Raw genomic sequence first — 12,507 nt, 5'->3', positions numbered from 1 at the left:
CCGGTTCTCTTCTCAGCCAGCGACTCGTAGGTATTCTATATCCCGCTTATCATGATTAATCATTGGTATAGCTGTTACTCATTATCACATTTAGCGCACCAACAGTGATTCGCGGTATTCCTGGGGTGTCATGCCCGTCAGCTTCTTGAAGAGGCGGGTAAAGGAATGCGCTGATTCATAACCAACCTGTAGCGCCACCTCACGTACCATAAGATCCGTGTTATGCAATAACTGCTTCGCTTTACGGATACGGCACTCGTCGATGTACTCTGACAAGTTGATCCCCATCTCCTGTTTGAAAAGTCTGGACAGATAGGATGGGTTAAAATGATTCAGTTCTGCCAATCTCACGAGAGAGAGGTCCTTCTCTAAGTTGTCCTTGATATAACGGCCTAACGTCTGGATTACCAGGTTTGTGCGTTCTTCCTCAGTTGATCTCTTGAAATGAACCAATTCGTCCGCAGTGCGATATAGCGATTGCACAGCATCTTTTATGCAAGCATAATCGCCGAGTTGCAGCAAGCTTCGCTGATCAGTAGTACCCTGTTGAAGCCCCCACCGATTGCACGTTGAGTATAACATCAGCGCTAGATGATAGTAGGTCTCCATCGCTCGTTCCATCGTCATTTCTTGCAGCATTAGTTCACCCACAAGCTCTTCAAATATGTCATAAAAGGATTGATATCGTCCAGTTTCCAAATATCCTGACATGACGTCTATACGGCTTGAGATTCGAACCGGGTCTTTCACAGCCCCAGCAGCAAAACCTTCGTAATTATCGGTCAACACCATCGATACCCCATCGCCAATCTTCATCCACTGCAGCAATCTTAGCCGTTCATATTGTCTTGGAATCTGTGACCAAGCGCATGCTCGCCCACTTAATGTAAACGCGATAGACATGTCAAGAGAAGCAAGGCAAGCTGCCTGTACAAGCTCCAAAGTACCCTCAATATAGCTAGTAAACTGGTTGTGTTCGTAACTCTTCTCTCTTTTTGGCTGGAGTAGCCAGATGACATCACCGTGATGATCCGCAGCGGTCACTAGCGTTGATTGTTCACTCAATAATGAAGAGCCAATAATACGGATGGAATCCTGAACATGTCTAAGATCTATTCCAGCATCTAGCGGTGTGTTGAATCGACCAAGCACCAGATGTACAGGGGCATCCGCCTGCAATTCGATGTTTCTCTTAGTCAGTTCAGTTTGCATCTCAGACATTTCAGATCGAGAGATTGGAGCAGAGTTACAGTCTTGGAGCAATTGGCGTACATACTGTTCCTGTTGGAACGCGTCCAGCCGAAATTGGATTTCACGCGACTGTTCCAGCACTTCGAGCATGTGGTGACTCTGACTGATCTCTTCCATCACCTGTTCAACCATAGTTAACACCTTGTCGTAGCCTTCCGTTTTGAGTAAATAACGCACATTCGGCATTTGTAGCGCTCTGTACGCATAATCAAAATCGCTGTGTCCTGTAAGAAAAATAATGCGACATTGCGGCCACTGAGTCTGAATTTCTTCTGTGAGTTCCAGCCCGCTCATGCCTGGCATACGGATGTCCGTCAGTACCATATCCATTCTAGTCCGCCGCATCCAGTTCAATGCTTCCATGGCCGAGTAGGCTTTGCACACGTCAAGTTGATCTGGCATATGTCTAGAAAATGTTTCATACAGACTGTCTGTAATGATCTCCTCATCATCCACAATCAGAAGTCGATACATTCCTTCTTCCCCTCTTCCCATTGGATTCGAATTGTAACTTTCAAGCCCTGCAACTCGCTGCGGGATAGAAAAAGACCGCTTCCTTCCCCATACGTCAGAACCAGACGTCTGTGAATATTCGTTAATCCGGTCACTTCATCCACACCGGCCTTGTTGCGAATTCGTGCTTGAAGCAGCATGATATCTTTATGTTGCAACTCACTGCCATTGTCCTCCATGATGATCTCGGCATACGTAGCTTCCATATGAAACTGAACGCGTAAGAGCCCTATACTTGTATTTTTCTCAAGACTATGCTCGTAAGCGTTCTCAATAATTGGTTGGATAATCAGTCTGGGTACCTGGATATGTTCCATGATAGAAGGCACCTGCCCGAATTCCACCTTAATTCGTCTAGAGAATCGTAATTGCTGAATATCGGTATATATTCGGGAATGCTCCACCTCTTCTTTTAATGGTACATAATCAGTTCCGTTCCGGGTGATGAAGCGAAAGTATTCACCAAGCATATTCGTAAACTGCTCAATTCGCTCTGTTTCTCCTGTTCTGGCAAGTGAGTTCAGAATGAAGAAGCTATTGTATAGAAAGTGAGGATTAATCTGGGACTGGAGCTGCTTCAATTCAGCACGCTGCATCATCATTGTTTTTTTGAAATCACGGTCAATCAGCTGTTGTAGATTTTCAATCATGTGGTTGAAGCGGCCGTACAAAAATCCGAATTCATCTGTGCGATGGTGAATGATCGGAATATTGAGCACACCTCCCTCCATTTTCTTGAACCTCTTGACCAATAACAGCAAGGGGATGTGTATCAACCTATAGCTGGAGTACAGAAAAGCTGCAATGGCAATAAAGGATGTAATTGCAAAAATCCAGGCCCACTGATTGAATCTGCTAAGAGGTTTGGTTACGATTTTCTCAGGCAGATACGTAGCCACGGACAACCCCAACTTATCGATGTGAAGCTGATTCACATGGTACATAATGCCGTCCACTTTCATGCGAAAGTGACCCTGCAGATTCTTCTGACTGTACTCACGGTAACTGGCAAGAATGACGTTTCGCTGATGCTGATCCATGATGGCGTGCCCTGTTCTATTCTCCATTAACAGCGTGGCACTCTCTGGGTAGAGATTAAGCTCTGATAATTCTTGCTGCAATTGCGACGTATCCAACTCGACCTGGATTACGAATAGAGGTAGCTCATCTCGTTTTCCAGTTAACCGCACGGCACTTAGGTTCAAGGTATCATCTTTTACAGTGAATCGAGAGTCCTCCCCTTGTAATGTCGAACGAAAAAAATCAAATGAGTCCTGATCCAATTCATCAATGCCTTGTGTAGCTGAAATGCTCATGTTGACTATTGGGATATGTACATGAACGTTCTTAATAAACGAACTGCTGTTTTTGAAAGCAGCCAGACGTTCAGTCAAGTAACCTAATATTTCACGTCTGTCGACTTGCTCCATCATCTCCCACAGAATCGCAAGACGATTCAGTTTACGATCCTCTGCGATATCAAACTGTTGCAATTCCATCCACTCAATCTCCCTGTTCAACTCTGTTGCATATTGACTCAATCGCCTATCCGTAGACAGGGAGATTTCCTCGCTTGCTGTATCGTAGCTCCAGTGGTACAAATACACGCCTAGAAAAATCAGCGGCAGTACAAAGATCAGATACGTCATAATTAATCGTGCAAAAATACTGTTATGCCACGACTTGGCAGGTATCTTCAACAACGCGTTCACCTCCTGACTTGCAGGTTGAAGGAATTACCTCTTTTCGAACCACGCATTCACCTCCGATGTAATTTCATCCCCACCCAGCCTGCGCCAATTCTGAACGAATTGATCAAACTCTTCTATGGGGGAGCCAAGAATAATATTCATATATGCCTCGAGTTGCAAATCTCGAAGAATGGTTTGCCGATCAATCATCGTGTCGGTTATACCGCCGGTGAATTCGTCATATAGCAGCTGTCCATTCTGATCATAGGTATCTGCAATACTAAAGGCACCTGTCGGACCATACGTTTGTTTCCATCCCCATCCACTCTTCAAACCTTCTGATTCATAGGCAACAATTCGTTTATGGATCGCAAGCGCTTCGTTCTCCAGGTTTGAGAAATCTCCGGTCTCTCTGGCGTCACGGATCTGGCGATAAGCGTCCAGATTTTTGGTTCCGGGAAAAGGTGTTACCGGGGATAACATCCATACAGCGTGCGAATCGTCATTGTAGTACGTTTCATATTCGGCTTCTTCTCCCCAATTTTTATCCAGATGCAGGTTCATAAGTTTTACGACAACCTCTGGGTAAGCAAAGCCTTTCTTTACTGCAAAGTACTGACCTGTGTTGGAACGAAGCGGAACCAAAAGGTCACGATTAGCCTCAGCCACAATAGGGTAAGCCTGCCACTGTACATTGGGGTCTGTATCACGAGTAGTCTGTAGCATAAATGGAGTCCATTGTTCACCATAAAGCATGCCGATCTTCCCATCCTGAATTAATCGGAACTCCTTGCTGCCGTTTTTGTAAGAAAAGTCCGGATCAAGCTGACCTTCAAGATACAACTTCTGCAATACCTCCAGCGCTGTTCTCACTTCAGGTTGTATGCCGCCATACGTAAGGTCGCCATTCTCATCTCTGATCCATATACTTGGGTAAGCTCCGTACCCCGCCATGAATCCGGTAGCGCCCATCACGGGATCCCACAGATAGCTAGTCAACGCTAGCCCATACGTATCCTTCATACCATTTCCGTTAGGATCTCGCTCTGTAAACGCTTTCGATATTTGAAGTACATCTTCCATCGTTTCAGGTGGCTGTAGACCTAACCTCTTCAACCAATCCGTTCTGATCCATAGATATTGTGCTGTTTCAATCGAAGAAGAAGATTCTGGAATAGCCATGAGATTGCCATCAATTGTAGCAGCATTGAATGCTCCCTTTCCTTCCGCTTCCAATATTTTTTTCGTTAATGGAGAAGCGTGTGTACGGTATACTTCGGTCAGATCTTCAATCATTCCAGCGTTGCTTAGTTGCCTGAGCTGATATGGATTCACTTTGACTACATCGGGGAAACGACCTGCCGCAAGAGATACTCCCATTTTTTGATGATATACATCACCAGTAGCAATCCAATCATAGTGGATCTGGATGCCAAGTTCTTGTTCATATAAGCGGGTCCAGCGATTGTTCGTAAGGGTTTCATCAGGCAACTGATCAATCATCCGCTGCAGGTCTTCCCCGGTTTCTCTTACAAAAGAGACTTTAATGGGTGGATCATACTTCCCTAGCACCGTTGAAGGTTGTTGCTGCTGTCCATCAGACGAGGAATGCAATTGCCCAGAATTCCCTTGTGTATGGTTAGCGGGAATACACACAGCAAGAACGATGATAAAGGTCCACCTTGATCTGTACAGCCATCTTTTATTCACGACGACATGCCCCCAGTTCGATTGGAATGAACATATTCATTTTTCTATTATTTGGAATCTCCATCATTGTACAACAACGAGTAGAGTCTGAGTAACGAAAAAGCCGCCATTTGGCGACTTTTATGCGTTGGCGTCCTACATGATATAGATCACTTGATATGATAATTGAAATTTGAAAAGTCAGCTATGCCTCCAATCCGTTCCGTGGAGTACAGAAACAGCCCGATACGACACCCCATGAAATGATCCAGCTTATAGAACATTCGGTGAGTGATACCGAGACTCTTCCACGCTGTACCATCCCAGTAACCAAAAGAACATTCATCCTGGTTATCTACAAAATTCCCTGTTGCCTGGAGAGTAATCACCGGTCCATCGATAGGAATGCGTGCATGCTCTGTTGCTGGCTGCTCATCAACCAGATTACCAAATATGCTCGAATCCTCGCTCTCTCTCGCCTGCATAACAAGGTAATACTGACCTTCATTCTTCGTCAGTGCAATTAGACCATACGTGCCAATCAAGAAACATAAACCTGCATAATCTCCATCGTTTAAACCACTGCCATCCAGCGTAACCGTTGCTTCACAAGCCGGCCCAACCGAACGCTGCGTTAGTGTATTTACGGCAAAGGTCAGATTCGGACTAAGCTGACCCGTTCGGATTCGATACACGCCCGGCGCTTCTGTGACTGACCAGAGCTCGTCGTGCGGTGTATGATTCCACTGCCAAAAATCCTGAAGGAGCACCTTGCCATCTTCCTGAGCAGTGTACTCAAAGCCGTCACTCCCAACAAGAGGTCTATAGGTATATCCCGGCCTGGTGCTCGCAATATCGATGGATTTGGGGGCTTCAGACGCAAATACTGGGATACCTTGCTTGAATTGTAGAGGAACCAGTACAGGGATTCTTCCAACTGCTCCATGATCCTGAAATAACATGGCATACCAGTCTCCATTCGGAGTATCCACAATGCCTCCTTGAGCTACACCTGAATTGAAATATCCCATGTCATCGTTAAACACTTCCCCGCCAACAAACTCACCATCCAAGGTGTCAGCCATATAAAATGCCTGTGTCCTCCGACCTGCTGCCTTGGTCATATGAATGAGGAAAACGTAATACTTCCCCTGAATTTTGTAGAAATGGGCACCTTCATAACCAAGGTAGTACGGTTGTTTGTCTTTCACAATGATCCGCTGTACACCGCCGGGCTTTGGCCCGGACAGGTCTGCACTTAACTCGGTCAACTGAATCTCAGCATTGCCATGCACCAGATAGACTCGTTCATCTTCATCAAAAAATAGGGAGCAATCATGATAGAATCCTTCTATAATTTGCTTCTTCCACGGGCCAGATATCGTTTGTGATGTGTACAAATACGTCTTACGTGTATCATTAGCAACAAAGATAACATAGAACATGCCTTGATGATGCCGCAGAGACGCTGCCCACATGCCCTTACCATAAATCTGTTGCCCATTCTCTAGTCGTTGGGCAGGGGTGTTATCCAGCTTGTCGTACACATACGTCGCTACTTCCCATTGAATCAGATCATACGAACGCAGAATAACGCAACCCGGCATCATATGCATGGTTGTGCTGACCATATAATACGTATCTTCTACCCGGATAACATCAACATCCGGGTAATCAGCCCAAATAATTGGATTTGAATACATGCTTCCCATTCACCTCATCTTGGTTCCTGCCTATATGAACGCAGGTTACATTCTATTCCTGTTATAGTCTCTCGAACTTCCATTCTTGCAACAAAACAGCACTCGAATGCTCTGAAGATGCTCGAAGGACGATATATAGATCATGAATACCTTGCGCACCGGTAATCGTGGTTGACTGCTCTTTCCATTGAAAAGCTTCACTCGCTGCCGGAATGGCAATCTCTCCAACCCTTGTCCCGTCTTCACGACCAAGTCGTAGTTCAAGCGTAACTGCATCTCCTTGGTTAGAGATCAATGCTGCAAACCCAGACGCACCCTCTTCCCCAAAATTCACATTCGAGATCGCAATCCAGCTCCCCTCATGCAGCCTACTTACAACCACATCAGATGCTGAAGCTAGCCCATGTTCGGCACTAGTTAATTGCAGCGTGCTCACTCCTGCGCTCCAGCCAATTGTTGCTCCACTAACGGCTTGATATGGATCAAAAGAGTGAAGCTGACTTACACCTTGATAATCCGCCTGAATTTCCTTTATTCTACCTGTTGTTTCTTCGTATTCGATTCGATTGATATGTGTGGAGCGGTAACCCTCTGGAATATCCATCGCCTGACAGAGAGTCTGGGCATGGTAAGCAATGAACCACTGATCGGCTAATTGAAAAATAGCATGATGATTGTTGCCACCAATACCGAAGAAATGACCTGGATTTTGAAGAATTGTGCCTTGATACGTCCATGGCCCCATGGGCTGAGCACTCGTCATATAGGCAATTTCACCAGGTGGTGGATCACCCTCGGCACGAGTAACCTCATGGAAATTAGAGCAGTACGTATAGTAATAGAGATGTTGATGCTTATGTATCCCTGAATCCTCGAACATAAAAGGTGCAGGAATGACTTTAGCTTTGCCAGTTACGGTGATCATGTCATCTCCCAATCGCATAACACGGGCGGTGTCAGGTCTTTCAGATTTCCCTTCATGCACTCCGCCTCCAAAATAAAGATATGCCTGATGATCTTCATCAACCAGCACAGCGGGATCGAATAACCAAGTGACATCTTCTACGCCCGGGGTTTCTCTTGTCACCAGTGCTTTCCCTATAGGGTCTATCCAAGGTCCTACAGGTGTTGGAGCAGACAAAACGCCTATGCCACTGGCATTGTTGGCAAAATAAAGGAAGAAACAATCTTGCCCATCTAGCTTCCGATGAGCAGCCGCCGGAGCCCAAGACTGCGAAGCCCATGTTGCTGCGCCTTCGGGGCCAGCAACCCTGATCTCACCATGATCAGTCCAGTTGATCAAGTCATCCGAAGAGATAACCGTAATTCGGTTAATTGAACTATAACTGTTCTTCTGAGGTATCCCCTCCGAGTCATATTCGAGCTTGTCGCTGGTCATATATAGATACACTCGATTATTGAACACCAGTGCATATGGATCAGCTCCAAATTTATGTGCCATCAACGGATTAGCATTCGGACGAAGCTTGCCGATTTCCTTTGGTTGCAATTGAGGTTGAGCCCGTTCATCCGTGCCTTCATTCTGATTGCCAGCATGTGGAGTAACATGATGATTCATTTCATTCATTCCCCCTCGGATCGTTTGATCATGGTTGGTTGCTCTAGGTCATGCGATATACATCAGGTTTTGAATCATTTTATTAGAAAGCGTTTGCAATAAAAACAGCTTCGTGATAGGATGATTACATTTTAAGGTAAGCTGAGTACAATTTCATTGCTTAATCTGCTCTATTTATTGCGCGAGATGACGGGAGGTACGCTATGAACGGATCATCCTCTGAATATTTTTACGATCCCATTCAGCCTGAGCTTCTGTATCAGCACCGGGTGACAACTTATAAACTGGAAACGATCTATCATCGGCATAATGCCTATGAGATCTATCTCTTCCTTCGTGGCAATGTTCATTTCTATATAGAAAATCGCTGTTACCATATGGAGCGGGGTGATCTGCTCGTTATGTCACCTCAAGAGATGCATCGTGCTTTTATATTGGATGAGACAGAGTATGATCGTATTACGATTAACCTTAAGAAAACCTATCTGCACCAGCTATCTACAGCTTCAACTAATTTGTCATCCTGCTTCGATTATCGACCCAAGGGAAAAGGAAACATGATTCATCTGGACGAAGATCGTCTGCAGCAGTTGTTACAATGGACAGAACAAATTGAAGAATTACGTGCTTCCGATGCTTATGGTACGGATATCAAACTGAATGCAGCCATCGCCCAATTACTAATTATGCTGAATGTATGGTTTCACAACAATTCTTTTGTACCTCACGACATCATGCCAGAGCTGGTACGTAACACCATGGAGTATATTGAAGAGCATATCACGCAAGACATTACGCTAGGTAAACTTGCCGAAGAGTTTTATATGAACAGCACTTCGATCAGTCGCCAATTTAAAAAGCATACCGGACTAACCCTCCGTTCCTACATCCTAGGTCGGCGTATTGAGCTTGCCAAATTCCACCTCTCTGAAGGGATGAGCATTACGGATGCTTGCTTTCAATCGGGCTTTAGTGATTACGCCAATTTTATTCGGAGTTTCACCAAATTGGTTGGCATCTCACCAGGCAAATATATTAGGAAACGACGGGATACGTTCAAGTCTGCTGTAAGTTCTTCACCCAATTCGTAAATGGCTATGGAGACAAGCATTTGTTAAGACTACGCTAGCTAGCGAGAACCCGTTCATAGCAGAGGCTTCACCAATGCCTTGTGCAAACGAAGTTAAGGTAAGCGAGGTTCGCCATGCGGTCTGTGGAATAGCCAAAAAACATCGAGTCAAAGATCTGAGCTCGATGTTTTTGAGGGGATTTAACCCGTTCATACCATTCATCAATCATCATTAGATGGTTACTATGCTATTTTTACTAATCCATTTCCTTTCCCGTCCACAAGCGTACGCGGTCTTTAATCCACTCGGTATACTGCTGCTCCATCGCTACTGCTCCCGCATTGTCAATCTCGGTAAGCATATCATCGTATATGCGGCTAAAAGCATCCGGTGAAGCGGTTATTGCTTCTGCAATTCGCTTCTGGACAATATCCTGCGTTTTTTGGTACGCAACTGTATAATCGGCACTGTCCGTAGGAATTGGCATGTTATAAGCTGCGCCCCACTCTTTAACCGGGAACTCTTCTTCAGAAGGGAACAGATCCTTCCAGGTGGTTATGCCGTATCCTTTCAAAGCCTCTTTCTCCACATCCGAATAACCTTGTTGAATCTGTTCAGGATAATTGGTTGTGTAGTAGTTATCGGTTGAATCTTTCACACCATCGCCGTAATGTGCACCGAAAATATAGTACAATCCAACACCCGATTCTTTGGAGAACGTATTGTTGTCCTTATTCTTCTGCAATTGTACCTCTGCTGGAATGTTGCGAACACCATCTTCTACGACATAATGCTCCCCTTCAACGCCCCAATTTCTGAGGATCTGCCCTTCTTCGGAGGACATCCAGTCCAGAAACTTGATCGCTCGAACCGGATCTTCGCAATCCACTGTGATGCCGATGCCATAACCGTCAAACCCGATATCTTGGAAATCTTTGCGCTGGAAGCTCTCGTCAAGGGTAACTGGATAGTATCCATATGTCATATCGTCTTTGCCAGCACTTTTCAATGCATTCTCCGCATCACTGAAGCCCCAGTTCGGATCAAGCAATGACAAGACGCGTCCACTGGCGATTTTGGATTTATACTGGTCATCCTTTTGAACAAAACTGTCTTTATCCAGCAATCCTTCATTATACATCTTGTTCAGCCACTCAAAATATCTTTTCTCCTCAGGTCGTTTATAGTGCAGGATCGCCTCATACGTATCCGGATTAATATAATACTCCCCATCTCCAGGAATCCCCGTAGCCATCGCCGCAGGATCGGTTACCGTAATCATCCGTCTCCAGCCATCTGCACTAAGTGTCAACGGAATCGTTGGCTGACCATCTTCAGTGGTAGGATGCATCTCATAATATTGTCTTAGCACATTTTCATAATCTTCTAACGTTTTGATCTCCGGATAGCCAAGTTCTTTTACTACGCGGTGCTGTATAGCCGCCCCGTTCGTTGCATCAAAATAGATCTGGTCCACCGCACCATTGGTTGGAATCCAATAAATTGAAGGGTCATCATTGCTGTATTTCAGTCGATTGAAATGCTCGCCGTATACTTTTTTCAAATTAGGTGCGTGTTCCTCAATCAGATCCGTCAGATCAATCATTGCACCCGCATCAACCAATCTAGACAAGTTGCCTTTAGGAAAAATAAGGTCTGGGTAATCGCCACTAGCAGCCATCAAGGAGATACGGTCATTCCCGCCTCCACTTGAAATATCAAAATCAGCCTCAATAGTTACACCGGTCTCTTCATTAATCTTTTTGCCTACTGCATCCTGCATATTGTTCCAGTTGGGACTTGCATCAGCTCCAAAGAAGCTAAACGTAATTGGGCTATCCAGATCACTACTTGAATCGGATTGATCTTTAGAATCCCCACATCCCGTGGCGATCACAATACAACTTGCGACAAGACATGCTCCCAATGTTTTTGAAACGGCTCTCATTTTTTTATGCCCCCTCCATAGAATAATGAAACAATGGTCAGTCCATAATTGAGAATGCGCTTTCAATTTGCGCACTTAAATTTATACTAAACGGCTATAATGTTCCAAACCTTGATTTTCAAGCCATAAGTCTAGCATGATATAGACATTTCACTCGAACTTCACTCATATCAACAGGCTGCCCACTCACGCATTAAATAAATATAAAAAAAGACGATGGTCGCCCATCGCCTCGTACTAAATACATCACTATCGCTGTGAATGAACCCACTACTTTAATTCTAGTGAGAATCCTTCGATCTCCTCTTCTACCTCACGCATCAAATCAATGACTTGGTCAGCATATCCTCCTAGCACCTGTCTACTCTTCTCAAAATGAAACCATTGGATGGTGAGTGGCATGCTCACCTCTCCTGTTAAACAGTCCCAGAGCGCATCCAAGTTACGTCCATAATGTTCTCCCAGGTCAAGCTGCGCTTGAAGCATGTCATGTAACTCATCTCTTGCAGATAATTGCTCTCCATCAATCTGAATGATATTCATAACACCCTCCGTTATTTTAACTGCTCAAATGATTCATAATGATCTGTTGTCTTATAGATTAATCCATCGCTAGAGTATAATATCCGATCACTTCCGCGTCTTCCACCTGAATAATGGATGTCCGCTTCATACCACGTTCGGCCTTTTTTATTCGGTAACAAGCCTTCCCGATTTCTAAACACATCCCCACCGATGCTTTTGCCTGGAGCAACTTCGTGCAAATTGCCTTCGCTTGGTTCCCAGCCCAACGCTCTGGCCTCTTTCTTCGTAATATAGTTTGGCGGAAGCTCATTGTGCTCCGATATATACTTGGCGACCTCATCAAATCCCATATCCTGCGAAACCGAGGTAGAGCTATCATCTAGGATCGACTGCGGCGTACAGCCTGAGAATACCAGTGCAGCGAGGATGATTAACAACGTATAACCGATTTTTCTAAAAAACATCATCATTTCTCCTTTGGATAATCTTGCATTCTGTCTGTAATGACAATGAGTTTAATGTTACCGAGTTGTGTACG

General features: G+C 44.9%; 9 protein-coding genes. 1 reads left to right on the top strand and 8 read right to left on the bottom strand.

Annotated features, from left to right (window positions below):
- Window positions 1–90 precede the first annotated feature (90 nt).
- From M3636_RS06295 to M3636_RS06275, 5 genes are all read right to left on the bottom strand, one after another.
- A complete protein-coding gene (locus M3636_RS06295) occupies window positions 91–1,725 on the bottom strand; it encodes a helix-turn-helix domain-containing protein (protein WP_251381588.1) in 1,635 nt (544 codons plus the stop codon).
- On the bottom strand, window positions 1,710–3,476 hold the full coding sequence (locus tag M3636_RS06290; protein WP_353056268.1) for a sensor histidine kinase: 1,767 nt from the start codon (window positions 3,474–3,476) through the stop codon (window positions 1,710–1,712). The genes M3636_RS06295 and M3636_RS06290 overlap by 16 nt, the downstream gene beginning before the upstream one ends.
- A gap of 24 nt (window positions 3,477–3,500) precedes the next feature.
- Window positions 3,501–5,165 carry an extracellular solute-binding protein gene (locus tag M3636_RS06285; RefSeq protein WP_251381586.1) on the bottom strand — a complete coding sequence of 555 codons (1,665 nt, stop codon included), beginning with the start codon at window positions 5,163–5,165 and terminating at the stop codon, window positions 3,501–3,503.
- A gap of 149 nt (window positions 5,166–5,314) precedes the next feature.
- Entirely contained in the window at window positions 5,315–6,847 is a 1,533-nt protein-coding gene (locus M3636_RS06280) for a glycoside hydrolase family 43 protein (RefSeq protein WP_251381585.1), read from the bottom strand.
- Between the two features lie 61 nt (window positions 6,848–6,908).
- Window positions 6,909–8,426, bottom strand: coding sequence for a glycoside hydrolase family 43 protein (locus tag M3636_RS06275; protein WP_251381583.1), 1,518 nt, complete (start codon window positions 8,424–8,426; stop codon window positions 6,909–6,911).
- 203 nt (window positions 8,427–8,629) lie between these two features.
- Here M3636_RS06275 and M3636_RS06270 point away from each other — a divergent pair, with 203 nt between their 5' ends.
- The gene (locus tag M3636_RS06270; protein WP_251381581.1) at window positions 8,630–9,517 is read left to right on the top strand and encodes a helix-turn-helix domain-containing protein; all 888 of its coding nucleotides are present in this window, start codon (window positions 8,630–8,632) and stop codon (window positions 9,515–9,517) included.
- A 235-nt stretch (window positions 9,518–9,752) separates the two neighbouring features.
- Here M3636_RS06270 and M3636_RS06265 read toward each other — a convergent pair whose 3' ends face one another.
- From M3636_RS06265 to M3636_RS06255, 3 genes are all read right to left on the bottom strand, one after another.
- Window positions 9,753–11,444 carry an ABC transporter substrate-binding protein gene (locus M3636_RS06265; protein ID WP_251381579.1) on the bottom strand — a complete coding sequence of 564 codons (1,692 nt, stop codon included), beginning with the start codon at window positions 11,442–11,444 and terminating at the stop codon, window positions 9,753–9,755.
- Window positions 11,445–11,714: 270 nt separating this feature from the next.
- On the bottom strand, window positions 11,715–11,987 hold the full coding sequence (locus tag M3636_RS06260; RefSeq protein WP_145407506.1) for a barstar family protein: 273 nt from the start codon (window positions 11,985–11,987) through the stop codon (window positions 11,715–11,717).
- 11 nt (window positions 11,988–11,998) lie between these two features.
- The gene (locus M3636_RS06255) at window positions 11,999–12,433 is read right to left on the bottom strand and encodes a ribonuclease domain-containing protein (RefSeq protein WP_128104445.1); all 435 of its coding nucleotides are present in this window, start codon (window positions 12,431–12,433) and stop codon (window positions 11,999–12,001) included.
- Window positions 12,434–12,507 lie beyond the last annotated feature (74 nt).

The sequence above is a fragment of the Paenibacillus sp. MER 99-2 genome (genome assembly GCF_023714095.1).
Classification (GTDB): Bacteria; Bacillota; Bacilli; order Paenibacillales; family Paenibacillaceae; genus Paenibacillus.
Note: the sequence above shows the minus strand (reverse complement) of the source record. Positions and strands in the feature narration are given on the sequence as shown.

Excerpts from the sequence above, each read along its gene's own strand:
- M3636_RS06295 (WP_251381588.1), bottom strand. The coding sequence starts at position 1,725 with ATGTATCGACTTCTGATTGTGGATGATGAGGAGATCATTACAGACAGT.
- M3636_RS06280 (WP_251381585.1), bottom strand. The coding sequence starts at position 6,847 with ATGTATTCAAATCCAATTATTTGGGCTGATTACCCGGATGTTGATGTT.
- M3636_RS06275 (WP_251381583.1), bottom strand. The coding sequence starts at position 8,426 with ATGAATCATCATGTTACTCCACATGCTGGCAATCAGAATGAAGGCACG.
- M3636_RS06270 (WP_251381581.1), top strand. The coding sequence starts at position 8,630 with ATGAACGGATCATCCTCTGAATATTTTTACGATCCCATTCAGCCTGAG.
- M3636_RS06265 (WP_251381579.1), bottom strand. The coding sequence starts at position 11,444 with ATGAGAGCCGTTTCAAAAACATTGGGAGCATGTCTTGTCGCAAGTTGT.
- M3636_RS06260 (WP_145407506.1), bottom strand. The coding sequence starts at position 11,987 with ATGAATATCATTCAGATTGATGGAGAGCAATTATCTGCAAGAGATGAG.
- M3636_RS06255 (WP_128104445.1), bottom strand. The coding sequence starts at position 12,433 with ATGTTTTTTAGAAAAATCGGTTATACGTTGTTAATCATCCTCGCTGCA.